General features: G+C 37.4%; 22 protein-coding genes. 15 read left to right on the top strand and 7 right to left on the bottom strand.

Going from position 1 to position 25,110, the window contains the following annotated elements; genetic code table 11:
* Nucleotides 1–16: 16 nt before the first annotated feature.
* The 7 genes from rodA to purN form a co-directional block, all read right to left on the bottom strand.
* Nucleotides 17–1,279, bottom strand: coding sequence for a rod shape-determining protein RodA (rodA, locus tag DUT70_RS09015; RefSeq protein ID WP_113646992.1), 1,263 nt, complete (start codon nt 1,277–1,279; stop codon nt 17–19).
* Nucleotides 1,263–3,239 carry a penicillin-binding protein 2 gene (mrdA, locus tag DUT70_RS09010; RefSeq protein WP_113646991.1) on the bottom strand — a complete coding sequence of 659 codons (1,977 nt, stop codon included), beginning with the start codon at nt 3,237–3,239 and terminating at the stop codon, nt 1,263–1,265. Before mrdA ends, rodA begins: the two co-directional genes overlap by 17 nt.
* Nucleotides 3,239–3,754 (bottom strand): rod shape-determining protein MreD, encoded by a 516-nt coding sequence (locus DUT70_RS09005; protein ID WP_113646990.1) that lies wholly within the window; start codon nt 3,752–3,754, stop codon nt 3,239–3,241. Before DUT70_RS09005 ends, mrdA begins: the two co-directional genes overlap by 1 nt.
* Entirely contained in the window at nt 3,744–4,583 is an 840-nt protein-coding gene (gene mreC / locus DUT70_RS09000; protein ID WP_113646989.1) for a rod shape-determining protein MreC, read from the bottom strand. The genes DUT70_RS09005 and mreC overlap by 11 nt, the downstream gene beginning before the upstream one ends.
* Before the next feature lie 73 nt (nt 4,584–4,656).
* Complete coding sequence (locus DUT70_RS08995; protein ID WP_055132282.1) at nt 4,657–5,679, bottom strand: rod shape-determining protein; 1,023 nt, start codon at nt 5,677–5,679, stop codon at nt 4,657–4,659.
* Nucleotides 5,680–6,080: 401 nt separating this feature from the next.
* Nucleotides 6,081–7,607, bottom strand: coding sequence for a bifunctional phosphoribosylaminoimidazolecarboxamide formyltransferase/IMP cyclohydrolase (gene purH, locus DUT70_RS08990; protein ID WP_113646988.1), 1,527 nt, complete (start codon nt 7,605–7,607; stop codon nt 6,081–6,083).
* 233 nt (nt 7,608–7,840) lie between these two features.
* Nucleotides 7,841–8,419 (bottom strand): phosphoribosylglycinamide formyltransferase, encoded by a 579-nt coding sequence (purN, locus tag DUT70_RS08985; protein WP_113646987.1) that lies wholly within the window; start codon nt 8,417–8,419, stop codon nt 7,841–7,843.
* Nucleotides 8,420–8,651: 232 nt separating this feature from the next.
* Between purN and rpsT the strand changes: the two genes are divergently transcribed.
* The 15 genes from rpsT (at nt 8,652) to DUT70_RS08915 (ending at nt 24,952) form a co-directional block, all read left to right on the top strand.
* Nucleotides 8,652–8,906 (top strand): 30S ribosomal protein S20, encoded by a 255-nt coding sequence (gene rpsT, locus DUT70_RS08980; RefSeq protein WP_113638735.1) that lies wholly within the window; start codon nt 8,652–8,654, stop codon nt 8,904–8,906.
* Between the two features lie 77 nt (nt 8,907–8,983).
* Nucleotides 8,984–9,682, top strand: a complete 699-nt coding sequence (gene radC, locus DUT70_RS08975) for a RadC family protein (RefSeq protein ID WP_113646986.1) — start codon at nt 8,984–8,986, stop codon at nt 9,680–9,682.
* Nucleotides 9,683–9,770: 88 nt separating this feature from the next.
* Complete coding sequence (locus tag DUT70_RS08970; RefSeq protein WP_113646985.1) at nt 9,771–10,607, top strand: endonuclease/exonuclease/phosphatase family protein; 837 nt, start codon at nt 9,771–9,773, stop codon at nt 10,605–10,607.
* 1 nt (nt 10,608) lies between these two features.
* The gene (locus DUT70_RS08965) at nt 10,609–11,373 is read left to right on the top strand and encodes a prolipoprotein diacylglyceryl transferase (protein WP_113646984.1); all 765 of its coding nucleotides are present in this window, start codon (nt 10,609–10,611) and stop codon (nt 11,371–11,373) included.
* A complete protein-coding gene (locus DUT70_RS08960) occupies nt 11,370–12,761 on the top strand; it encodes a radical SAM protein (RefSeq protein WP_113646983.1) in 1,392 nt (463 codons plus the stop codon). The genes DUT70_RS08965 and DUT70_RS08960 overlap by 4 nt, the downstream gene beginning before the upstream one ends.
* A gap of 8 nt (nt 12,762–12,769) precedes the next feature.
* A complete protein-coding gene (locus tag DUT70_RS21155) occupies nt 12,770–12,970 on the top strand; it encodes a hypothetical protein (protein ID WP_128353341.1) in 201 nt (66 codons plus the stop codon).
* A gap of 114 nt (nt 12,971–13,084) precedes the next feature.
* Entirely contained in the window at nt 13,085–15,481 is a 2,397-nt protein-coding gene (gene pheT / locus DUT70_RS08955) for a phenylalanine--tRNA ligase subunit beta (protein ID WP_113646982.1), read from the top strand.
* A gap of 84 nt (nt 15,482–15,565) precedes the next feature.
* A complete protein-coding gene (locus DUT70_RS08950) occupies nt 15,566–15,856 on the top strand; it encodes a hypothetical protein (RefSeq protein ID WP_113646981.1) in 291 nt (96 codons plus the stop codon).
* 31 nt (nt 15,857–15,887) lie between these two features.
* Nucleotides 15,888–16,178 carry a cell division protein ZapA gene (locus DUT70_RS08945; protein WP_113646980.1) on the top strand — a complete coding sequence of 97 codons (291 nt, stop codon included), beginning with the start codon at nt 15,888–15,890 and terminating at the stop codon, nt 16,176–16,178.
* Nucleotides 16,179–16,469: 291 nt separating this feature from the next.
* Nucleotides 16,470–18,032 carry a ribonuclease Y gene (rny, locus tag DUT70_RS08940; RefSeq protein ID WP_113646979.1) on the top strand — a complete coding sequence of 521 codons (1,563 nt, stop codon included), beginning with the start codon at nt 16,470–16,472 and terminating at the stop codon, nt 18,030–18,032.
* A 182-nt stretch (nt 18,033–18,214) separates the two neighbouring features.
* Complete coding sequence (locus DUT70_RS08935; protein WP_113646978.1) at nt 18,215–18,730, top strand: Mpo1 family 2-hydroxy fatty acid dioxygenase; 516 nt, start codon at nt 18,215–18,217, stop codon at nt 18,728–18,730.
* A gap of 123 nt (nt 18,731–18,853) precedes the next feature.
* On the top strand, nt 18,854–21,661 hold the full coding sequence (locus DUT70_RS08930) for a TonB-dependent receptor (protein ID WP_128353340.1): 2,808 nt from the start codon (nt 18,854–18,856) through the stop codon (nt 21,659–21,661).
* Nucleotides 21,662–21,750: 89 nt separating this feature from the next.
* Nucleotides 21,751–23,109, top strand: a complete 1,359-nt coding sequence (locus tag DUT70_RS08925) for a T9SS C-terminal target domain-containing protein (protein ID WP_113646976.1) — start codon at nt 21,751–21,753, stop codon at nt 23,107–23,109.
* A gap of 186 nt (nt 23,110–23,295) precedes the next feature.
* Nucleotides 23,296–23,595 carry a hypothetical protein gene (locus DUT70_RS08920; protein WP_113646975.1) on the top strand — a complete coding sequence of 100 codons (300 nt, stop codon included), beginning with the start codon at nt 23,296–23,298 and terminating at the stop codon, nt 23,593–23,595.
* On the top strand, nt 23,585–24,952 hold the full coding sequence (locus DUT70_RS08915; protein WP_113646974.1) for a matrixin family metalloprotease: 1,368 nt from the start codon (nt 23,585–23,587) through the stop codon (nt 24,950–24,952). Before DUT70_RS08920 ends, DUT70_RS08915 begins: the two co-directional genes overlap by 11 nt.
* Nucleotides 24,953–25,110: the final 158 nt, after the last annotated feature.

The following is a 25,110-nucleotide window of genomic DNA, read 5'->3' as shown; positions in this document are numbered from 1 at the left end:
TACTAACCCCTAACTACTAGATAAAACCCATCCTGTTCGAATCCAGTTTCAGGAAGATAAAAAGCAATATGGTAAAGCTCCACAGTGAAGAACCACCGTAACTAATAAACGGCAATGGAATACCAATTACAGGCATAATCCCAATGGTCATCCCGATATTGATAAAGACGTGGAAAAATAAGATACAAGCAATGCTGTAGCCATACACCCTCGAAAAAACAGAGCGCTGTCGTTCGGCCATATTCACAATGCGGAGCAATAAAAAGCAATACAGACCAATCACCACAAAACAACCTACAAATCCCCATTCTTCTCCTATAGTCGAGAAAATGAAGTCAGTGCTTTGGGCAGGCACGTAGCCATATTTGGTTTGTGTACCTTCTAAATATCCTCGGCCAGTAAGCTGTCCAGCACCTATCGCAATTTTAGATTGTATTACATTATAACCCGCACCTCTGTTATCACTGGTTAATCCTAATATCAATTCTATACGCGTACGTTGGTGTGGCTTTAATACATTTTCGAATAGATATTTGGCCACAAATAAGTAGCAAATAGCAATCAGTGTGATGATGCCTACGTTAATTACTTTCTGCATTCTTTTCCTTGAATTATAGGCAAATAATCCGCCGATAATTAAGATAGAAAAAATCAGAATGGAAGGCGAAACGAACAAATTAAGGATGAACAGCAATACTGCTCCCCAAAAGATAATCAGCAAATTGCCAGGTAAACCCTCCCTGTAAAGTGGAAACATGAAAGAAAGGAATACCAACATGGAACCCGCATCTGGCTGTAACATGATGAGTGCCATAGGCAATATAATGATGGCCGCACAAATTAAAATGGGCTTTAACGAGTTTAATTTGACGTTAAAGGAACTGATATATCTAGCCAGTAAAAGCGCTGTGCCAAATTTGGCAAACTCAGAAGGCTGCAATCTAAATGAACCAATGGGAATCCAGGCTTGATTACCACCCACATTTCTACCAATTACCAAAACTGCCAATAGCAAAATAATGGTGGTTCCATACACAATGGGCGCAAAAACACTAAAAAACTTTGAGTCAAACAATAAGATGGATAAACCCAGAACCAAGGCAGAAATGATAAAAATCAATTGCTTTCCGTATTCGGCAGAAAAACTAAATGCTGCTGCTTTATCGGGGTCATATTGCACCGAAAAAATATTGATGAATCCAATGGCACACAAGGCCATATAAATCAATATGGTAATCCAATCAACATTAAAGAAAAATCTACTATTCTGTTGTTGCATTGTTTTTAGGTGCTATGGCTACTTTATTGAATTGGTTATTTGCCGCAGTTGTTTTTAAAGGGAGTGTTTTCTTAGCAGTGTCTACTTTGCTGGTATCTGTCTTAGGTTTTTGTTTAGGCAATTTGTCTTTTAAAACAGGAAGTAAATTGGTTGCTTTGTATTGCTCAATGGTGGCACCATTAATTCTTCTGCCTTTTAAGCTGTCCGTTAAGTACTTCTCTGTAATGAAACTGGCTATTGGCGCTGCATAAGCACCACCATAACCACCGTTTTCTACAATTACTGCAATAGCAATTTTAGGATTATCACGTGGAGCAAAACCAATAAATACCGAGTGGTTTTTACCGTGCACGTTTTGTACCGTTCCCGTTTTACCGCACATCAAAATGTTGGGAATGCGTGATTCGGTTGCCGTACCTATTGAGCTGTTTACCGCATCCTGCATGCCGTCAATTACAGGCCCAAAGTGTTTGGCATCAATCCCTACGTAATGTTTTTCTTTATATTTTGGATCAATGTGTTTATCGTTACCAATCCCTTTTACCAAGTGAGGCTTCACATAATATCCTCTATTGGCTATAATGGCCATAATATTAGCCATCTGTAGTGGCGTGGTGGTCACCTCTCCCTGGCCAATGGCTACAGATAGGATAGTGGTATAACCCCAGTATTTACTGTAGCGTTTGGTATAATCTTCGGCCCTAAATAATTTATAAGCACTTTCCCCAGGAAAATCAATTCCTAAAGTGTCGCCAATGCCAAATTTGCGAACTTTTTCTTGCCATTCATCATAAGCTTTATGCTGATTTTTTCCGCCTTTTTTAAGCATCATTTTAGCAAAAATGCTATAGAAATAAGTGTTGCAAGAACGAGCAATTCCTCGACGTAGCGCAATATTACCATCAACGTGTTCGCATTTAAATTTACGATTACCGGCCCAATAATAACCAGGGCAGTTAAAAGTCGAATTCTCGTCTACCACACCATCTTGTAAAGCAATAAGCGCATCCAAAGGTTTAAAAGCCGAACCAGGAGAATATCGCCCTTTTAGCGGACGGATAAATAAAGGACGGTAGGGGTTCGAGAAAATCTTCATGTAATTGTTTCCCGTTTCACGACCAACCATCAAATTGGGGTCGTAACCAGGGCTACTTACAAAAGCTAATATTTCTCCCGTAGAAGGCTCTATGGCAACAATACTTCCTACCTTGGTGGTTAAAAGTTGTTCGCCTAATTTTTGTATTTCCACATCAATAGTGGTAGTGAGTTGTTCACCTGCAATGGCTAACGAATCAAATTTTCCATCAGCATAACTTCCTTGAGCTACGTTATGCGCATTGTAGAGCATGTTTTTTACCCCTTTAGCACCTCTTAACTCAACTTCATATTGTTTTTCTAAACCAGATTTTCCAATATAATCTCCAGGCTTATAATAGCCTTGATATTTTTCTATTTCTCTTTGGTTAGCTTCTCTAATGTAGCCTAATAACTGCCCCCCTATACTATCTGGATAATAGCGGATGGTTCTTTTTTGGACATCAAAACCTTTAAAATTAGCCATGCGCTCCTGCAAGGTGGCATAGGTTTGCACCGAAAGCAGTTTTTGAAAAATAGAAGCTTGGTATCTAGATTGAACCACTGCCTTGTGAAATTTCTTTCTGAAATCTTCCATAGTAATCCCAATGATATTACATAAAGACAGCGTATCAAAGGGTTTTACTTCGTAAGGCGTAACCATTAAATCGTAAGTAGGTTGGTTTTGGGCCAATACCTTGCCTTTACGGTCGGTAATTACACCACGGGCAGGATAAATGAATTTTTTACGTAAAGCATTGTTGTTAGCGTCTAGAAAATACTTATCGCTAACGACCTGTATATAAAAAAGCCTGCCTAGTAAAATAAGCGCAACAAGTACAAATAAGCCCTGTACAATGTATTTTCTATTAAACAGTTGGTCCATTAAGCTGATTTTCTATTATGGAAGATAAACTCTACCAATAATACCGTAAACAGTGTAAACACCACACTTAATAATGTTCTTCCTAAAGTATAAGTTAGTGAGGTAAATTTAAAAGCTTCTAGGAAAAACAATACCACATGGTGAGCAAAAATACACAATACTGCATATAAAGAAAACCACCTAAAGCCCATATTTCCCAATGACGGTTCAGGTTCATCAATAGATTCTCTATTTAAACTGACAGAAATAAAAAGGATTCTTACAAAAGCTAAAGCAATACAAGCACTGGTGTGTACCCCTAAGGTGTCGTAAAAAGAGTCGAGGGTTAAGCCTGTAATAAAAGCAATAATGTACAGTAACACATTTGGAATGTGAAAAGGCAGCACCAAAATGAACAGCACATAAATAAATGGAGTAGATAGGTTGTAAAAGGCCATGTTGCGCAACAGAAAAATCTGTATAAACAACAGTACCATCCATCTAAATATATTGACTAATATAACTCTACTGTTCATTTTTCACCTCTGGCTGTAAAGATTTTACTTCCTCTGCAAATTTATCCTTAACCACGTATACAAATTGCAACGTGCTAAAGTTATTAAATAGCGTAATTTCTAATGTCATAAAGCTATCGCCCGTACTCAAATTGGTGTTGGTTACTCTTCCAACCTCTATTCCTCTAGGAAAGCCACCAGAGCCCGAAGTAATAATCGTATCACCTACTTTTACCTTGTAATGATTTGGGATTTCTTTTACATATGCTTTACGATAATCGAAATTATTGTCGCCCCAAACCAAACTGCCAAAAGCATTGTCTTTTTTGAGTACCACACTAATTGCCGTTTCTTGGTTAAGTAGCGGACGTATCGTAGCAAAGTTTTCAGATACATTTTGCACAAAACCTACTACACCCTTCCCTAGGGAAATTACCGCCATATCTTTAGCGATCCCATCCTTAATCCCTTTATTAATAGTAAGAATGTTATTGGTTAGTGTTACTGAATTTTTGAATACTTTGGCCGCTATTAGCGTGTATTGCTGGTGGTTAATCGTGTCTTTTACTTTGGTAATTTGTGTACTGTCGATGCTGGCAATACCAAGCAACTGCGTTTTTAAAGCCGCATTTTCGGCAGCCAAACTATCATTCACTTGCACCAAGTTTAAATAGCGCTTAATTACGTTCAGTCTTTTATAAGCAGTGCCAACAATTTCATTGGTAGAGCCAAAAGTAACACTACGCTGATAGACATTATTCCTAATTGTTAAAATAATCCCCGCGGCAAAAAAGATAATAAAGAAGAAAAATGCGTTATATCTGCTAAGAAAAATCCAAAGGTTACGCATTTAGGTCATGAGTTGTGGGTTACGAGTTACGAGTCGGTGCTTTTAACATTCAACTCGTAACTCGCAACTCAAATTATTGCATTAAAAATTTAAAATTACCAATGTTTTTCAGGGCGATGCCAGTACCGCGTACCACTGCACGCAACGGGTCCTCGGCAACGTGTACAGGCAATTTGGTTTTAGCAGCTACACGTTTATCTAAACCACGTAACAACGCACCACCACCAGTAAGGTAAATACCAGTTTGGTAAATATCTGCCGAAAGCTCAGGAGGAGTAATCTCCAACGCTTTCAAAATCGCTTCTTCAATTTTTGAGATTGATTTATCTAAACAGTGTGCAATTTCAGTGTACGAAACCGTAATCTGTTTAGGCACACCAGTCATCAAATCACGACCTTGAACCGCAAAATCAGCAGGCGGGTCGCTCAATTCAGGCAATGCAGCACCCACTTCAATTTTGATTTTCTCTGCGGTACGGTCACCAATCATAATGTTGTGCTGACGGCGAATATAATTCACAATATCCGAGTCAAAGTTATCACCCGCCACACGGATAGATTGGTCACAAACAATACCCGACAAAGCAATTACCGCAATTTCGGTAGTGCCACCACCAATATCGATAATCATGTTCCCCATCGGCTCTTCCACATCAATACCAATACCCACAGCAGCAGCCATCGGTTCGTGTATCAAGTAAACTTCTTTTGCACCAGCAATTTCTGCACTATCCCTAACCGCACGTTTCTCCACCTCAGTAATACCCGATGGAATACAGATCACCATTCTTAACGAAGGGAACATCCATCCTTTACCACCGTTCAGCATGCGGATCATCCCTTTAATCATGGCTTCAGCAGCATTAAAATCTGCAATTACACCATCTTTCAAAGGTCTTACGGTTCTAATGTTATCGTGGGTTTTACCTTCCATTTGCATCGCTTGGCGACCAATGGCGATAATTTTATTGGTTTGTCTATCAAAAGCCACAATTGATGGTTCATCAACTACTACTTTATCGTTATGTATAATAAGGGTGTTCGCGGTACCAAGGTCAATGGCAACTTCCTGCGTAAACCAATTAAATAATCCCATGTATGAGGTATGTTATTGTATTTAAAAACAAATATGTCTAATATCCTAAATGTAAAATTAGACAAAATATTATATTAAGTTTCTTTTTTCTATCCGAAAATCAAAACCAGTAATGCTTTTTAAAGGCAGTCCCGCTTTACGTTGCAATCTTTTTGCAAAACCCTACAGGTTTAAAACCTATAGGGTTTGTCCGCAAAAATATTTTCACTTCAATCGGGTTTAGTTAAGTTGGGTTTTTGCTAATAACTCACAACCTTTTAACTCGTTTAGAGATTGCTTCGTTCCTCGCAATGACGACACGTTAAACACCCTCTCTGCAAATGGTAATTCGTCTTTGCTCTTTATTCCTTGCTCCTTAATCCTCCAGACTGATCCCTAACTCCTAATCCCTGGCTCCTAGCTTAGTGCTTAAAATGTCTTACCCCAGTAGTCACCATTGCAATACCTTTCTCATTAGCTTTCGCTACAGAGTCAGCATCTTTAATAGAACCTCCAGGTTGTAACACAGCAGCAATGCCAGCATCGGCAGCAATCTCCACACAATCAGGGAAAGGGAAAAAAGCATCAGAAGCCATGGCAGCACCTTTTACGCTAAAGCCAAAAGAATTTGCTTTTTCAATCGCTTGTCTCAAGGCATCAACTCTACTGGTTTGACCAACACCACTTGCAATCAAAACATCATCCTTCACCAAAACAATCGTGTTCGATTTAGTGTGTTTCACAATTTTGTTGGCAAAGTATAAATCTTTCAGCTCCTGTGTAGTCGGTGCTTTTTCAGTCACAGTAGTCATTTGCTCAGGGCCTTCAATAATTAAATCTTTGTCCTGCTCAATTACACCGTTCAATAAAGTTTTAAATTGTTTTTTGTTCAGCTCCACATAATTGCGTTTCAAAATCACGCGATTTTTCTTGGCTTTAAACAAATCTACAGCAGCCTGTTCGTAGCTAGGTGCAATCAATACCTCAAAAAATAAGTTGTTGATTTCTTCAGCAGTAGCCAAATCAATTTCTCTGTTGGCAATCAAAACGCCACCAAAAGCCGAAACTGGATCACAAGCCAAAGCATCAACCCAAGCCTGTTTAATGTTGCTTCTCGAAGCCACGCCGCAAGCATTGGTATGTTTCAAAATCGCAAAAGTAGGTTCCTCAAATTCATCAATTAAGCTTACCGCCGCATCAACGTCTACCAAGTTGTTATAGCTTAGTTCTTTACCGTTAAGCTTGGTGAACATTTCGTTCAAATCACCATAAAATACACCTGCTTGATGAGGGTTTTCACCGTAACGCAAAGTTTGTGCATTGGCAATACTTTGTTTAAATACGTTTAAAGGCTCTTCGTTATTGAAGTAGTTGAAGATTGCTGTATCGTAATGAGAAGAAGTGTGGAACGCCTTTTTAGCAAAAGCTTTGCGCTGTGCCAAAGTAGTAGCACCATCTTGCTCTTCCAATTGCGTTAACAAAGTCGAGTAATCATCTTTCGAAGCGATAATCACCACGTCGTTAAAGTTTTTAGCGGCAGCTCTAATCAAAGAAATACCGCCAATATCTATTTTCTCGATAATTTCTTCGTCGGTACCGCCATTTTTTACGGTTTCCTCAAAAGGATAAAGATCTACAATCACTAAATCAATTTCAGGAATTTCATATTGTGAAATTTGTTCCTGATCGCCCGCAAGGTTCCTGCGATTTAAAATGCCACCAAATACTTTTGGGTGCAAAGTTTTTACACGGCCACCTAAAATAGAAGGGTATCCGGTTAAGTCTTCAACGGCAGTTACAGGAAGTCCCAAATCTTTAATAAATTGTTCGGTTCCACCGGTAGAAAATAAGGTTACACCTTGTTTGCCTAGGTACTCAACTAATGGCGCTAAACCATCTTTGTAATAAACTGAAATTAAGGCGTTTTTGATCTTTACTGATTGGCTCATTTTGAGGGTATTGTTTTGAGCCGCAAAGGTATGAAAAGGAGACGATTTTTAGAGGAGGTTTTTTAAATAAAATTAGAGTTTATGCAAACTAGTTGTTTGTATTTTTAGTTGTTTGGTTTTTTGGAAGTTATAAGTCCTGAAATTTTGAGTCCGCAAGTCGGAAAGTTGTCGCTTAAAAAGGTTGATAGCGACCTAACTATTCAAACAGTGAGCTTAAAACTTCCAACTCATTCCTACTTCTTTATCTTCCTAATTAACGTTTCTACAATGCGGGGATAGTGAAGGTGTTCAAGTTGCTGCCCTTTAAACTTGATCATTTCTAGGGTATCGTCTTTTTCAACACGGTATTTAGCCTGATAAATAAACTCCCCCTCATCGTAATGCTCATTTACATAATGAATCGTAATTCCACCCTCGGTTTCATTTGCTGCCATCACCGCTTGATGAACACGATCGCCATACATTCCCTTGCCGCCAAATTTTGGCAATAGGGCAGGGTGTATGTTAATAATCCTACCAGGGTATTCTTTGATTAGGTTTTGAGGGATAAGCCATAAAAAGCCCGCCAACACAATTAGGTCTACATCTAGATTTTTTAGTAAATCAACAACCCCATCCGTTTGATAAAACTCATTTCTGTCGAAAACATGAGAGGGGATTTCAAAGCTATCGGCCCGTTGTAGTACGTACGACTCTGGGTTGTTGGTTAATATTAAGGCAACTTCTGCCTCTGTACTGCGTTTAAAATGCTCCATAATTTTTTGAGCATTTGATCCTGATCCTGAAGCAAAAATGGCGATACGTTTCTTCACTAAATTCTATGTTTTTTTCAAAAATAATACTTTGATGCTTTTTGCGCTAATTTTGTGCCAAAAAACTAAATTTATTCTGAAAACACGTTGAGCATACAAAAGTTTAAAACCCAATCATTTCTTCAGGTCATCACTAGATGAAAATATTTTTTAAAAGCATTTTGAATTTAATAATAATACTTCTATATTTGCAGTCCGAAAATAAAACAGAGAAGAAATAAAAGGCTAAACAATGGCAAATCATAAATCGGCATTAAAAAGAATTAGAGCAAACGCTGCAAAACGTTTACGTAATAGATATCAGGCTAAAACTACACGTACTTTTATCAAAAGATTGCGTGCTGCTGAAGATAAAAAAACAGGATTGGAATTGCTTCCTAAAGTAATTTCAATGTTAGATCGTTTAGCTAAAAAGAACGTAATCCACAAAAACAAAGCTTCTAACAATAAAGCAAAATTAACCAAGTTTGTTAACAACTTGAAATAGTCGCTTTTTTAAACGATATTAGAAACGGTATCATCGTAAGATGATGCCGTTTTTTTTATGCCTATAATTTTCTATCTATGTCTAACTATGAAAACAAACTCGGCATTAAAGCCTGGGCAGAAGCCGACCGTCCGAGAGAAAAACTATTGCAACAAGGTAGGCGACAGCTCACCGATGCAGAGCTGATTGCCATTCTAATAGGTTCTGGAAACAAAAACGAAACAGCTGTAGATCTTAGCAAGCGTATCTTGTCTTCTTGTCAAAATGACCTCGACAAACTTTCGCAACTCGGCGTGAAGGAACTTTCGAGATTTAAGGGCATTGGTGAAGCCAAAGCCATCAGCATTGTAGCTGCTTTGGAGTTGGGTCGAAGAAGAAATGGGACCGGTGCTCCCGAAATACAGAAAATACTTTCTTCTATTGACGCCTTCAGGATAATCAAAGCTGATTTGGCGGATCTGCCACATGAAGAATTTTGGTTGCTGCTGTTAAATAGAGCTAATGTCATGATTGGAAAGCATTTCATGAGTAAAGGTGGGCAAGCAGGTACTGTGATTGATCCAAAAATGGTGTTTAAAATTGCCATAGAGCATGGCGCTGCTTCAATGGTTTTGGTTCACAACCATCCTTCTGGCAACCTAAAGCCAAGTAATGCCGATGTAGATATCACGACTAAACTTGTGGAGCTAGGAAAGCTCATGGAAATTAGCATCTTCGACCATATCATTGTTTGCAATCACAATTTCTTAAGTATGGCCGATGAAGGATATTTATAATGCCATTCGAAAGGATTTAACTTTTTAATGTTGGCTTAACTTAATATAGGTTTTGAATTTTTACATTTGGAAGCAAATCTAAAGTAAAATGAAACGAATTGTAATTGTATTGTCGTTAGCACTGTTAAGTGTCCAGTTAAATGCGCAAAAAAATGCTGCTTTAAATGTAATGACCTATAATATTAGGTACAGTACAGAAAAAGATGGCGTTAATGCTTGGAGCAAAAGAAAAGACAACGTAAAAGCTTTGGTGAAGTTTCACGAGGTGGATATCCTTTGCGCTCAAGAGGCTTTGGCCGAACAATACGATGCCATTTTAGAAAACGCTGATTTTGAAGCTGTAGGCGAAGGCCGAGATGATGGATTGCGCAAGGGCGAATTCTCTCCAATTTTCTATAACAAAAGTAGATTTACCAAAAAAGATGGCGGCGTATTTTGGCTATCTCCAACACCAAATGTGCCAAGCAAGGGCTGGGATGCCATGTTTAACCGTGTGTGCACTTGGGTGCGTTTGTACGATAAGCGCAATAAAAAGGAGTTCTTGGTTTTTAATACGCATTACGACCATGTTGGGGTACAGGCAAGGATAGAATCGGCTAAACTAATTAAACAAAAAATACAGGAAATTGCTCCAAAGCTACCCGTAGTTTATACTGGAGATTTGAACGTAACCCCAGAAACAGATGCTATTGCCACCATTAAATCATTTTTGAGTGATAGTAAAGAGGTGAGCATCGAACCACCTTATGGACCCGAAGGAACTTTCAACGGTTTTAAATTTGATAGCCCTTTGAAAGATAGGATCGATTATATTTTTATCAATAAAGGTTTTAAAGTACAGAAATACGGGGTAATTACTGATAGCAAAGACCAACGTTATTTTTCAGATCACTTACCTGTTTTTGCGAAATTAGAATTTCAATAAATTGACATTCCCTGTCCAATTTGAATTTGCTGGTCAGTATTATCACTGGCATTTTTTGTTAGAAACTCTTGCTTTTATAGTTGGGGTACGATTGTACTATTTTCTGCGCAGAGGTGTCAATGATCCAATTTCTGATGAGAACAGACTCTGGATAATGCTCGGAGCAATGCTCGGGGCATTAATAGGTTCTAGATTTTTTGCTGTTTTAGAAGATGTTGCCAACTTAGGTCGACTTAATTTTTTGATGTTGTACGCTAGCAAAACCATAGCTGGTGGATTATTGGGGGGCTTGTTCGGTGTTGAGCTTATAAAGAAGATCATTGGCGTTAAAGTTGCCTCTGGGGATATTTATGTGCTTCCAATTCTAGTGGCTTTAACCATTGGAAGGTTTGGTTGTTTTTTAATGGGGGTAGCTGAACCTACTTATGGAAAGGTTACTAATTTTATTTTGGGTATGGATTTAGGTGATGGTAAAATGCGGCATCCAGTGATGCTTTATGAGATTTTTTTCACCATTTGTTTGATCGTTTTTTTTCAATTTATACGTTTAAAGAATTTGCCTAATGGAGATAGATTTAAGCTTTTTATGCTTTTGTATTTTCTTTATCGATTTTTAATCGAGTTTCTTAAACCTTATCAGCCGCTGTTTTTAAACTTAAGTAGTATTCATTGGGCAGCTTTAATTATATTTATTTATTACTATAAGTTTTTGTGGAGGCTAATTTCCAATTTATTTCCATTTGCTAGTAAAACTAACAGCTTATGAAGACTAGAGATTATATTTATTACGATTATACAAAGAGCCTGTGTCCAGAGTGTTTAATGCTTTGTGATGCGAAGATTGTCTTTCAAGAGGCTAAAGTTTTCATGTTGAAACGTTGTAATGCGCATGGTGAGAGCAAGGTAATGATTGCTGATGATGTAGAATATTATAAACAAATTAGAAACTACAACAAGCAATCAGAGATACCATTGAAGTTCAATACAAAAGTTCATTATGGGTGTCCCTATGATTGCGGTCTGTGTACAGATCATGAACAGCATTCATGTTTAACGGTTGTAGAGGTTACCGACCGATGTAATTTAAGCTGTCCAACTTGTTATGCGATGTCCTCGCCACATTATGGAAGACACCGCACTTTGGAAGAAATTGAGAAAATGTTGGACACTGTGGTCGCAAATGAAGGTGAACCTGATGTAGTTCAGCTTTCGGGCGGGGAACCAACGGTTCATCCCGATTTTTTTGCCATATTGGATTTAGCGAAGAAAAAGCCAATCAAACATTTGATGGTCAACACTAACGGTATCCGTATTGCTAAAGATGTATCATTTGTGGAAAAGCTGGCATCTTACATGCCTGATTTTGAAATTTACTTACAGTTTGACAGTTTCAGTGCCGAAGTACTTGAAAAACTGCGGGGAGAAGATTTGACAGAGATCAGAAAGAAAGCTATTGAAAATTTAAATCGCTTCAATTTATCTACTACTTTGGTAGTTACTTTGCAAAAAGGACTAAATGATCATGAAATAGGAGATATTATCGCATATGCTTTGAAGCAAAAATGTGTAAGAGGAGTAACCTTTCAGCCTACACAGGTAGCTGGCAGGAACGATAATTATAATGATCAGAGTGGGAGAATAACACTTACTGAAGTTCGTCGTAAAATTTATGAGCAATCTATTTTTACCCCTCAAGATTTAATTCCAGTGCCTTGTAATCCAGATGCGCTATGTATGGCCTATGCTTTAAAAGTAGACGAAGAGGTAATTCCAATGACCAATTTGATCAACCCAGAGGATTTGTTGAATAACTCTAAAAACACAATTGTTTTTGAGCATGATGAGCGATTGAAACAACATATGCTTAATTTGTTTAGCACAGGAGTTTCCGTAGACTGCGCAGAGGGTACTTTTGGGGAGTTGATGTGCTGTTTGCCTAGAGTTCAGTCTGATGGATTGAAATATGATAATTTATTTCGCATTATTATCATGAACTTTATGGATCCTTTAGATTTTGATGTGCGTGCTGTTAAAAAATCCTGTGTGCACATCGTGAGCGATAAGATGAAGATGATACCTTTTGAGACAATGAATATTTTCTACCGTGATCATAAAATCGATCAAATAAGGGGAAAAATAGCGCCAATTAGCTAATTTTAAATATGGAAATAGTCTTTGTATCAATATTATATTGGATTGCAGTAGCCATAATGTTTTTGGTAGGCTTAGGACAGTTGATTTTTTCAAAAAAAACAGAGCAAAATAAAACTCCTGGCTTAAAGCTATTAATCATTACTGTTATTATGGTAATAATAGGAGGTGGAGCATGTATAATGTTGTTAAGTGGCTTGAGCATACGTTAATTTTTCTTGTCAAACGCTTTGCTTACTTTCTGCTTTCGTCATTAAATAATATCTTTGCACTTTAAAACGCATAGCACATCAAAATTGTGGCAATGCGCCTACTCAATACTCAAAATGAAGATATCATATAGCTGGCTTAAACAACTTATTAAAACTGATAAAACTCCTCAGGAAATTTCTTTGATCCTTACCAACATAGGTTTGGAGGTAGAAAGCCTAGAGAAAGTACAAACTATCCCTGGAGGTTTGGAAGGTCTAGTAATTGGATATGTTGAAGAACGCATACAGCACCCTAATGCCGATCGATTAAGTGTAACTAAAGTAAACGTAGGTGGACCAGAACTGCTACAAATTGTTTGCGGTGCGCCAAACGTGGCTGCTGGACAAAAAGTAGTAGTAGCTACCGTGGGCACTACCGTGCATCCAAACGAGGGAGAGCCTTTCAAAATCAATAAATCTAAGATTAGGGGTGAGGTGTCTGAAGGGATGATTTGTGCCGAAGATGAAATTGGCTTAGGTGGTTCACATGCAGGAATTATGGTGTTGGCAGAAGACGCACCCGTGGGGCTTGAGGCAAAAAAATACTTTAATGTTGACGATGACTATCTATTTGAAATTGGCTTAACACCAAATCGTGCTGACGCAGCCTCTCACTTAGGGGTAGCCAGAGATTTGGCCGCTTATTTACGTACAGCTTATGAATTGCCAAATGTAGAAGCGTTTGCGGTAGAAAATGAAAACCTAATTGTTGATGTTAAGGTAGAAGCTACTGATGCTTGTCCACGCTATAGCAGTGTAAGCATTAGCGGAGTAACGGTAAAACCATCTCCAGATTGGTTGAAAGATAAATTGAAAGTGATTGGCCTACGTCCAATTAACAATATAGTAGATGCCACCAATTATGTATTGCATGAGTTGGGGCAACCTTTACATGCTTTTGATGCCGACCAAATTGCTGGCAAAAAAATCATCGTAAAAAAATGTGAAGAAGGCACACCGTTCACCACTTTGGATCATGTAGAGCGCAAGCTTTCTGCCGAAGACCTAATGATTTGCGATGCCGAAAAACCATTGTGTATTGCGGGTGTATTTGGCGGAATTGGTTCGGGTGTAACAGAGCAAACCACTAATATCTTTTTAGAAAGTGCTTACTTTAATGCAGTTTCTGTACGTAAAACGTCTAAAAGACATGCGTTAAAAACGGATGCTTCATTCCGTTTCGAACGTGGAACCGATCCTGAAATGACGGTATTTGCGCTTAAACGTGCGGCATTGTTAATTAAGGAAATTGCTGGTGGCCAAATTTCATCACCTATTTCAGATTTATATCCTGTAAAGGCCAATCCATTTGAAGTAGCTATCAAATACCAAAATGTGCTTGATTTAATTGGTCAGGATATCCCAACCACAGAAATTAAAGAAATTATTACCGCTTTAGGCATCTCCATCGCTACTGAAACTGCTGAAGGTTTAGATTTGCGAGTACCTGCCTATAAGGTAGATGTGACCCGCGAATGCGATATTACCGAAGAGGTATTACGTATTTATGGTTACAACAACATTCTTATCCCCACTAAAGTAAATGCTTCATTGGCTTACACCGCCAAGCCTAACAAGGAAAATGTACAAAACTTGGTGGCTGATATGCTTACCGCTAATGGCTTTATCGAAATTTGGTGCAATTCACTCACTCGTTTAGCCAATTCTAAAAATGAGGCGGAAGCAGTGCAGATTTTAAATCCGTTAAGCTCTGATTTAAATGCCATGCGTCAAAGCCTGTTGCAACCTGCTTTGGAAAGTGTGGCCTACAACGTTAATCGTAAAAACGCAGACATTAAGTTTTATGAATTTGGTAAAACCTATCATCTCATTAACGAAAAATATGTAGAGCGTCCACGTTTATTGTTAGTGCTAAGCGGTGCCAAACAAGGCGAGCAATGGAACCAGCAATCAACACCGTCTACCTTTTATAACCTAAAAGCAGCGGTAGATGCTATCGTAAACCGTTTAGGTTTGGCTAACTTTCAAATAGATGAAATTAGCGACGAAAACTTTGCTTATGGCCTTAAATATTTCAGAGGTGATAAAACCTTGGTAAGTTTTGGTGCGGTAACCAATGCTGATAAAAAGAAAGCCGATTTGAGCAAAGATATTTTCTATGCTGATTTCGACTGGGCTTTTGTACTGGATGCATTGAAGAAAAATAAAATCATCAACAAAGAAGTGCCAAAATATCCAGCAGTTAGAAGAGACTTATCCCTGCTGGTAGATCAGGCCACTACTTTTGATCAATTAAAAACCATTGCTTTTAAAGCAGAGCGCAAATTGGTTAAAAATGTGCAGGTATTTGACGTTTATCAGGGAGATAAGCTGCCTGAAGGAAAGAAATCATATGCCTTGAATTTCACCTTGCAGGATGAAGAGCAAACTTTAACCGATAAGCAGATCGATGCAATTATGCAAAAGATTATTGCTAACTTAGCCCAAACTGCCAACGCAGAGATAAGATAATAAGAAGTAAAATTGTTATGAGTTTCGTGTTATGAGTTACAAGACTAACCCATAACTGACAACCCATAACCCACAACTCAAAAAATGGCTGCTGTAGTAGATCAACTTAATAGTGTACTGCAAAAAACGGATAGATTGATTGCGCTGTGTCAAGCGTTACAAGAGGAAAATGAACTTTTAAAAGCCGAAAATAAGCAGCAAAAACAAGCATTGGATGTGGCCAAAAGCACACATTTAGAGCTCGATGAAAAAATAAGAGTGCTCAAATTAGCAAAGAGTATTGAAGGAACAAGTGAAAAGACACTTGATATAAAGCAAAAAATTAACGAATTTGTGCGTGAAATTGATAAGTGTGTAGTATTGCTTAAGAAATAAGTGATACAGATTAATTGAAACAAAGCTAAAAATGGGAGAAATCTCGATTAAAATAACTATCGCCGACCGCATTTACCCCCTAAAGGTAAGTATGGAAGAAGAGGAGATTGTGAGACGAGCGGCAAAGATTATCAATGAGCGTATAAAAGACTATCAGGAAAATTATGCGGTTAGGGATAAACAAGACTTGTTATCAATGGCAGTTTTGCACTATGCCACGGCAGTTTTAAAAGCCGAGCATAAAGTTCAAAGTCAGGATACGAGTGTAGCCGACAAGGTGGAAGAGTTAGATAGTTTATTGAACGGGTTTTTCGCTAAATAAAAAAAGTTCTTTATTAACCTCAGGACACTATCCTTAGGTTCACTATAGCTATAAATTTGGCCGTGGCTAAATTTTTATGTTTCATTTAATTTACACTTAACAATGGGTGAATGAACATAATAATTTAGCTACGGTTTTTTTTTTACGAAGAATATCGATGGCATCAAAGCCATCACCAACAAACAACAAACGACGGAACTGTCTTGATGATAGTTTCTTAAAAAACAACAAGGGAACAATGGAACCATCGTTTACGATAGCTCCATCCCCATTAAAAACATCAAAATAACAATGGAAATATTAGGAATAGTAGGATGCATATTGGCCAGCTTAATAGTGGGTGTGGTCATTGGCAGATACCTGCTGCGTAACCTCTTAAAGCAGCAGGAAGTAGCGGCTCAATCAAAGGCAAAGAAAATATTGAAAGATGCCGAAAACAATGCCGAGATTTTAAAAAAGAATAAGTTATTAGAAGCGAAAGAGAAATTTCTACAACTAAAAAGCGAACACGAACAACAAGTACAAAGCCGTAATAGCGAAGTTGCACAGCGTGAAAATTCCATTAAGCAAAAAGAGCAATCGCTTAATCAACGCATGGAAAATCTGGGCAAAAAAGAACAAGATTTAGATAAACAAAAAGATAATTTCGAAAAGCAAACGGCACTGGCTATTAAAAAGCAGGAGGAAGTAGACGTGCTTAAAAGCCAACATGTACAACAATTGGAAACCATTGCAGGCTTAAGTGCCGAAGAGGCTAAAAACCAATTGGTAGAAAACATGAAGTCGGAAGCGCGTTCTCAAGCCTTAATGCAAGTGAAGGATATTGTTGACGAAGCTAAACTTACCGCAAGTAAAGAAGCTAAAAAAGTAGTGATACAAACCATTCAACGTACCGCTGCTGAAGCTGCTATCGAAAACTCAGTATCTATTTTCCATATTGATAACGACGAGATCAAAGGTCGTGTAATTGGTAGAGAAGGACGTAACATCCGTGCATTGGAAGCTGCAACAGGTATCGAGATCATTGTAGATGATACTCCTGAAGCGATCATCCTTTCGGGTTTTGATCCAGTAAGAAGAGAGATTGCCCGTTTAGCTTTGCACCGTTTGGTTACCGATGGTCGCATTCACCCTGCTCGTATTGAAGAGATTGTGGCTAAGACCAAAAAACAAATTGAAGACGAAATCATCGAAATCGGTGAGCGTACCGTAATTGATTTGGGCATCCACGGTTTACACCCAGAATTGATTAGAATGGTAGGCCGTATGCGTTACCGTTCGTCGTACGGACAAAATTTATTACAGCACTCACGTGAGGTGGCCAATTTCTGTGCAACCATGGCGGCTGAACTGGGCTTAAACGCTAAGTTGGCAAAACGTGCTGGACTTTTACACGATATTGGTAAAGTGCCTGATGATAATCCAGAATTGCCACACGCTATTTTGGGAATGCAATTAGCAGAAAAATATAAAGAGCATCCAGAAGTTTGTAACGCTATTGGTGCCCACCACGACGAAATTGAGATGACTTCAATGATTTCTCCAATTATCCAAGCTTGTGACTCTATTTCAGGAGCCCGTCCAGGAGCCCGTCGTGAAGTAGTAGAAAGCTATATCAAACGTTTAAAAGAATTGGAAGAATTGGCGATGTCTTATCCAGGGGTAGAAAAAACTTTTGCTATTCAAGCAGGTAGAGAACTACGTGTAGTGGTAGAAAGTGAAAGGGTAAGCGATCAACAAGCAGAACTGTTAGCAGCAGATATCTCTAACCGTATTCAAACTGAAATGACCTATCCAGGCCAAATTAAGGTAACGGTAATTAGAGAAACCCGTTCGGTAGCATTTGCGAAGTAAGATAGTTTTGTCATTCAGAGCATAGCGAGGACCGCGAAGCAGCTACAAAGTAAATCTCTTAAATAGTACCGTCATTTCGACGACGAAGGAGGAGAAATCTAGCAAATTGTTAGATTTCTCACATACGTTCGAAATGACGGTTTCTTTTTTTTCTTATTTTTATAATTCCAAAATCACCAGATATGAATAAAACTGCACAAGCCCCAGCAAAAAAGCCAGTAGACATTTTATTTGATAAGTATGCCGAAAGCCATCAAAATAGCACTAATAAACTCATCCATTGGATTTGCGTGCCTTTAATTGTGTTTAGTTTGTTGGGCTTGGTTTGGTTAATTCCATTTCCGCAGTTATCTTTTTTGGGGCAATATCAAACCTTTTTTAATTGGGCATCGTTTCTAATTGCCTTTGCCATGTACTATTATTTTACACTGTCGCCTACCTTGTTCTTTATGATGATCTGGATTATTGCAGGCATGAGCTACGGCATTGTGCAGATAGAGATGTGGGAAAAATACCATAACGGCCCAGCGGCATGGATCATCTTTTTGGCCATTTTTGTGATTGCTTGGATAGGACAATTCATTGGTCATAAAATAGAAGGGAAAAAACCTTCATTTTTAGAAGATGTTAAGTTTTTGTTAATTGGCCCAATTTGGTTATTGCACTTTATCTGCAAAAAAATCGGCTTAAAATATTAATACAAAAGCGTTACTGGTGCGCTTTAACAATTTGTTAACCTAGCGGTAAACAAATGGTAATTTCAAGCTAACATGAAGCTAACATTGTGGTAATAGTTTTGCCCTAATTAAAAATAAGGCAAATTGAAATCACAATTAACTCTAAAGAAAGCACTACTAACCATCATGTTTGCGTTAGCTAGTGTGCTTGTTTTCGCTCAGGGAACAGGGAAAATTTCAGGAACTGTAACGGACGCTAAAACGGGAGAAACGCTGATCGGTGTTTCTGTAAAAATTGCAGGCACTAATAAAGGAGTAGGCACTGATGTGGAGGGAAAATATGTACTGGGAGGCCTGGCTTCTGGTAAATATCAAATAGAAGTATCTTATATTAGCTATGCAACAAAGAAGATAGCAGATGTAGAGGTGAAAAGTGGTACGGTTACTACATTAAATTTAACCCTAGAAGAATCTTCTTCTCAAACTCTTAATCAGGTAGTTATTACTGGTAATTATAAGCAAGAATCGGTAAACTCTCTACTTCTTCAGCAAAAGAACAGTGCTAGAATTTCGAGTGGTATCTCAGCGGAGCTAATTAAAAGATCTCCTGATAGAAATACTTCTGAAGTTCTAAAGCGTGTAAGCGGTGCAAGTATCCAAAACAATAAATTTGTTGTTATTAGAGGTTTAGCAGACCGTTATAACACATCTATGTTGAATAATTCATTGTTGCCATCTACAGAGCCAGATAAGAAAGCTTTTTCTTTTGATATCATTCCTGCAAACTTAATTGATAATCTAATTATTCATAAAACTGCTTCACCAGATTTACCAGGTGATTTCGCAGGTGGTATTGTTCAAGTAATTACTAAAGATGTTCCAGATCAAGATTTCTTAAACTTTACAACAAGTTTTGGTTATAATACACAATCCACGTTTAAAGATTTCTTAGGCAACATTAGAGGTAAATACGATTATCTTAGTTTTACAGATGGTAGCAGAAATCTTCCATCTACTTTTCCAGGTTCTTTCCAGGAATATAATCCGTTAAATGCATCTCAAAAAGCACAATTATCTAAACAGCTTTCTAATCCATATGCGGAGAAAACGTATACCGCTTTACCTTCTCAAAACCATCAAATTAGTTATGGTAAACGTATAGATTTTAAAAATGGAGGTTCTTTAGGAAGTGTTGTTTCTCTTTCTTATAGAAACGGACAAAATATTAACCCTGTTCAACGTAATGACTATCAAAATGGTTTTAGAGACGTTTATTACGATTATGACGACTCTCAATATGTATTTAATACTAGCGTAGGTGTATTAGCTAATATTACTTATAAAAAGGGTAGGAGTAAATTGAGCTTTAAAAATCTATTTAATAGCGTATTTGACGAGACTTATACAGATAGGACGGGTTTCAATACTAATATTGACGCTAACTTGCGTTTCAATAACTCAGATTTAACTAAAAAGACTATTTACAATACGCAATTAGAGGGTGATCATCAGTTCGGTAAAGCTGATCAAAAGCTTAATTGGAATGTAAGTTACTCATTGATCAATAGAACTCAGCCAGATTTAAGATCTATCTACTATCGTCAAATAGGTGGGGCTAACTCTGATACATATAACGTAGTCGATAGAAACAGTAGAAGATTCTATTCTTCTTTAAAAGAGGACAATTTTTCAGGCCAATTAAATTATTCGCTTCCTTTTAACTTTCTTTCGAAGAAAAGTACTTTCAAGGCAGGTTTGCTAAGTATGTACAAAACTAGAGACTTTGACGCTAGAATTTTTAACTACTTGTTTAACTCTTCTGGTTCTGCAAGCATGGACGATTATTTGTTAAGTTTGCCAAAAGGATCAATTTTTGCTCAGGAAAATATTAACTCTACAGGAGGTTTTATCTTAAGTGACTTTACAAGTAACACGGATTCTTATCAAGCGCAAACTTTGTTGAACTCTGGTTATTTGATGTTGGACAATAAGCTAGGAGAAAAATCTAGATTGGTTTGGGGAGCAAGGATTGAAAACTACTATCAAAATATTGATTACACAGACCTAAGCGGTACTGCTAGAAGTTTTGATCAAACTTTTACTGATATCTTACCATCTGTAAATTATACCTACGCTATTACAAGTAAGAGTAATTTCCGAGCATCGGTTTCAAGAACCGTATCTAGACCAGAGCTGAGAGAGCTTGCTCCATTTGCATTCTATGATTTCGTAGCGCAGACTTCTACATTAGGTAATCCTTCGTTAGAAAGAGGTACGATTAATAATGCAGATTTGAGATATGAGATTTATCCTAAAGCTGGAGAAGCCTTAACTTTTTCAGTTTTCTATAAAGACTTTAATAATGCAATAGAGCAGGCATTAGATGAAGGTGGAACTCCAGAAAGAAGACAAATCAATTTCACAAATGTCGGAAAGGCATCTTCTTATGGTGTAGAACTGGATTTTAGAAAGAGATTGGATGTTATTGATGGTCTATTCTTTAAAGATTTGACTGCATTTGCAAATGCAAGTTATATTAAATCAAAAGTAGAGCTTAACTCATTAGGGTTAAATTCGAGACCTTTACAAGGGCAGTCTCCATATTTAATCAACGCCGGATTACAATATGCAAATGAGAAGAGCGGTGTTTCAATAACCGCATTGTACAATCGGATTGGCGAGCGTATTGCATTTGTTGGAAACTCATTGATTCCAAATATTTGGGAAAACTCTAGAAACGTAATTGATTTCCAAATTAGCAAGAAGTTAATAAAGAATAGAGCTGAATTAAAACTTAACATTGGTGATGTATTAAACCAAAAAAGTATATTCTATTTGAACATGGATGATAAAAACGTCTATAGCCCAAATATCGATAAGCAATACACTTCAACCCGTTTCGGTACAAACTTTACATTGGGTTTCAATTATAATTTTTCTTTAACAAAATAGAATTAATGTGGTCAATCGTTAAGGAAATCTTAACGTGTTGATAATCTATACGTAACATACACGAAATAACTTTACAAAAAAATAAAAACATGAAATTAAAACACTCTATTGTGGCAGTATTGATGACTGCAGTTGCTTTTACCGCTTGTAAAAAGAACAATAATGGCGATGGAACAACAGGTACTATTGAGATTACTAATGGTGGAAACTTAACTGGTACCTTTAAAAAGGATCAACATGTAGTGGTAAGAAAAGGTACAATTACACTAACAGGTTACACTTATTTCGAAGAAGGGTCTTCGTTAACTATTGAACCTGGAACTATTGTTAAATCAAGTACTACTAATAAAGGTGCTTTAATCATGGAGAGAGGTTCTAAGATTATGGCGGAAGGTACTGCTCAAGCTCCAATTGTATTTACTTCTGGTAGGCCAGTAGGCGAAAGAACACCTGGTGATTGGGGTGGAATTATCCTTTTAGGCAGAGCTACTGTAAATGCAAACAATCCAACTATTGAAGGTGGAGTTGGTAGACAATATGGTGGTACTGTTGATAACGATAACTCAGGTAGCTTAAAATATATAAGAATTGAGTTCGCTGGTATCGCTGCAGAACCTAATTCAGAAATTAATGGATTAACTTTAGGCGGTGTTGGTTCAGGAACTACTCTTGAACACATCATGGTAGCTTACGGTAACGATGATGCTTTCGAGTTCTTCGGTGGTACTGTAAATGCAAAATACCTAATCGCTTACGCTACTGCTGATGATGATTTTGATTTTGATAATGGTTATAAAGGTAAAATTCAATTTGCTGTATCATTGAGAGATCCTGAGTTTGTTGATGGTGGCGATGCTGGTAACGGTATTGAGTGCGACAACAATGCTAGTGGTTCTGATGCTTTGCCTAGAACTAGACCAAACCTTTCAAATTTCACAATTTTAGGTCCTAATGGTGCTGCTAATACTGCTGCTAACCATAATTTCGCAAATAGATTTAGGAGAAATACAGCTTTCATTCTTAACAACTCAATCTTGTTAGGACATCCAGATGGCGGTTTATCTTTAGAATCTAACGGTACTTACAACGCATTTATCGATGGTACTTCTCAATTCAAAAACAATATCCTTTATGCTTTAGCTGCTCCTTTCAAATTAGGTAGTGACGTTACTGTTGCTGGTGCTTCTGCAACTGCAATCGAAACTAAAGCAACTACTGATGGAACTGTAAAATTAACTTCATCAGCAGGGGCTGGACTAACAAATGCTTTCAGCTTAACAAGTCCTAACTTCTTGCCGGCTACGGGCTCTATTGCTTTAACAGGTGCCGCTTTCACTGGAGATCAAAATGATGCTTTCTTTGAGAAAGTAGCTTTTAAAGGTGCATTTGGTGCTACTAATTGGACTACAGGTTGGGCTAGTTGGACTCCTAAAACTAACGTTTATTAGTCTTCACACAAAATTATATGTGTTAGAAACCCCCGAGGTGATCCCTCGGGGTTTTTTGTTTGCAGATAACTTATGTTAAGCCTAGGTTAACACTTAAAACTATAGGTTTTGATGTTTTTCTGTTTTAATGAAATATGTTAATGTGGCTTTAACTTCTGGTTGATGATGTCCCGCTAACTTGTCATCATGAAAAATAAAAATTTAACGTTCCTCAAAATTGCAATGGTTGCGGTTTTGGGAGTTGCAACCGCTGTAGGTTGCAAGAAAGATCAACATCAAGTTGAAGAGAAAGTCGAAAAATTATCGGTAAACTACGAAAAGGAAAGACGCTTTTTATCTATTATGCTCGCTGTACCGTTAGATAAAGTAATTTATAATGAAAAAGCGGAAGAATTTATTGTTGGGGAAAGAGTGACGCTCAGTTTAAAAAAAGTACTGGAGTTATATGGGGAAGCTAATGAGTATAAACTAGTATATGAAAAATAAAATGAAAAATATACTTATACTTGCTTTGCTTTTGGTTTTTGGTAAAACTGCTGAGGCAAATATGGTTATGTCATCATTTGAACTAAAAGGTGCTAGTTCAGACAATAAATTCATGGTTAGCGATTCGCAAATGGCTACCGATCTTGAATTTAGATTTACATTAATGAAATATAGTGATCCAAGTTCACCAGGGGATTGTTATGTAACGCTTTTATACACTGAAAGTCCAGAGGATAACAATTTTGATAGTCATCCTTCCACTATTGAAATCTCTCCCACTAAATATGTGCGTAAATCTGAATTTGCTTCTCATGGCACGATTTTTCAATCGGTTTGGCTTCCTGCTATTTTACCTGCTTATAGATTTTCAGGTAGAATTGTTATTAGGTATAGATTTTTCCTTTCTGCACAAAATAAAGAAGTATCGTGGTATTCAACGGTAAAGTATGAGATTAATGCTCCTAGTTATGTTAGTCCAGGCGATCTTTCCAAAATAGAATCCATGGGTTTTTCAACAAATGGCATACGGAGTTTCAAAAACGACTACTATCTTGTAGAAAACGATATACTTATTAAAAAAAGTTCATTAAATATAAGTAATCCGATATATGCTGTTAATAATAATAAAGAACACAATATCAATATTTGGGTGAAGCCAGCAATACAGCCTGCTAATTCAACTTGGAATAATGCTTTGTACTCAGCAGTAGCCGCGTGGAATGCTAACCCGAGTAGCGATATCAAATTGCACTTGGTTTCACAATATGGTACACTAGATGTGCCGCCTCCACATGATATTATTGTAGATTCTGATCTTGGTGTTCTATCTTATAGCCAATCACACGCAGTGGAATATACCAATGGAGATGGAAAAGCAGGGGGATTAATATTAGTTAATTTGGATTACGGTTATAGCTCATCCACTCAATTGGTAAATATTATGATCCATGCTCTTGGGCATAGTTTAGGTTTTAAACATAGTAACACTGCAAATTCAATTATGGCTAATAATAATTTATCTGGTTATACAAGTGCTTTTCCTAGTGCAGTAGACGAACCGATAATTAACTCTTTATACCCTTTAAATGCTAATAGCGTAGTAACTCCATATATTTCTGGTATTTCTAATATTAGCAGTAGTTGGGGTTGGGGGCAAGATTATGATATGAGTTATTTTTGTTTTGGTATTACTTACACTTGGACTAGTAATACACCTCATCCATATTTACCTTCTGTGGGACAGGCTAGGCTGCCCGAATGGAGTTTTAATATAGGAAGCCACGAATTAAAGTGTACTACTTCGCATAGTAAATACACAACACCAATTGTAGCTACCAAAAATATAATTGTTCAATAAAATAACAGCCTTAACAGCAAAAAGCCTAGAGGTAGTTCCTTTGGGCTTTTTGTTTTGCGTGGGTATGATACTCTAACGATAGGCATAAATTGCGCCTCTTACAACTTTTTTGAGTACTTGTTGTAGTAGTAAAACAGAAATTCTTCGTAGTAGGTTAC

The sequence above is a fragment of the Pedobacter chitinilyticus genome (assembly GCF_003313385.1).
GTDB lineage: Bacteria > Bacteroidota > Bacteroidia > Sphingobacteriales > Sphingobacteriaceae > Pedobacter > Pedobacter chitinilyticus.
This window is presented reverse-complemented; position numbering and strand designations above follow the sequence as displayed.

Coding starts and splice junctions, on each gene's coding strand:
- rodA (WP_113646992.1), bottom strand. CDS start 1,279: ATGCAACAACAGAATAGTAGATTTTTCTTTAATGTTGATTGGATTACC.
- mrdA (WP_113646991.1), bottom strand. CDS start 3,239: ATGGACCAACTGTTTAATAGAAAATACATTGTACAGGGCTTATTTGTA.
- DUT70_RS09005 (WP_113646990.1), bottom strand. CDS start 3,754: ATGAACAGTAGAGTTATATTAGTCAATATATTTAGATGGATGGTACTG.
- mreC (WP_113646989.1), bottom strand. CDS start 4,583: ATGCGTAACCTTTGGATTTTTCTTAGCAGATATAACGCATTTTTCTTC.
- DUT70_RS08995 (WP_055132282.1), bottom strand. CDS start 5,679: ATGGGATTATTTAATTGGTTTACGCAGGAAGTTGCCATTGACCTTGGT.
- purH (WP_113646988.1), bottom strand. CDS start 7,607: ATGAGCCAATCAGTAAAGATCAAAAACGCCTTAATTTCAGTTTATTAC.
- rpsT (WP_113638735.1), top strand. CDS start 8,652: ATGGCAAATCATAAATCGGCATTAAAAAGAATTAGAGCAAACGCTGCA.
- radC (WP_113646986.1), top strand. CDS start 8,984: ATGTCTAACTATGAAAACAAACTCGGCATTAAAGCCTGGGCAGAAGCC.
- DUT70_RS08970 (WP_113646985.1), top strand. CDS start 9,771: ATGAAACGAATTGTAATTGTATTGTCGTTAGCACTGTTAAGTGTCCAG.
- DUT70_RS08960 (WP_113646983.1), top strand. CDS start 11,370: ATGAAGACTAGAGATTATATTTATTACGATTATACAAAGAGCCTGTGT.
- DUT70_RS21155 (WP_128353341.1), top strand. CDS start 12,770: ATGGAAATAGTCTTTGTATCAATATTATATTGGATTGCAGTAGCCATA.
- pheT (WP_113646982.1), top strand. CDS start 13,085: ATGAAGATATCATATAGCTGGCTTAAACAACTTATTAAAACTGATAAA.
- DUT70_RS08950 (WP_113646981.1), top strand. CDS start 15,566: ATGGCTGCTGTAGTAGATCAACTTAATAGTGTACTGCAAAAAACGGAT.
- DUT70_RS08945 (WP_113646980.1), top strand. CDS start 15,888: ATGGGAGAAATCTCGATTAAAATAACTATCGCCGACCGCATTTACCCC.
- rny (WP_113646979.1), top strand. CDS start 16,470: ATGGAAATATTAGGAATAGTAGGATGCATATTGGCCAGCTTAATAGTG.
- DUT70_RS08935 (WP_113646978.1), top strand. CDS start 18,215: ATGAATAAAACTGCACAAGCCCCAGCAAAAAAGCCAGTAGACATTTTA.
- DUT70_RS08925 (WP_113646976.1), top strand. CDS start 21,751: ATGAAATTAAAACACTCTATTGTGGCAGTATTGATGACTGCAGTTGCT.
- DUT70_RS08920 (WP_113646975.1), top strand. CDS start 23,296: ATGAAAAATAAAAATTTAACGTTCCTCAAAATTGCAATGGTTGCGGTT.
- DUT70_RS08915 (WP_113646974.1), top strand. CDS start 23,585: ATGAAAAATAAAATGAAAAATATACTTATACTTGCTTTGCTTTTGGTT.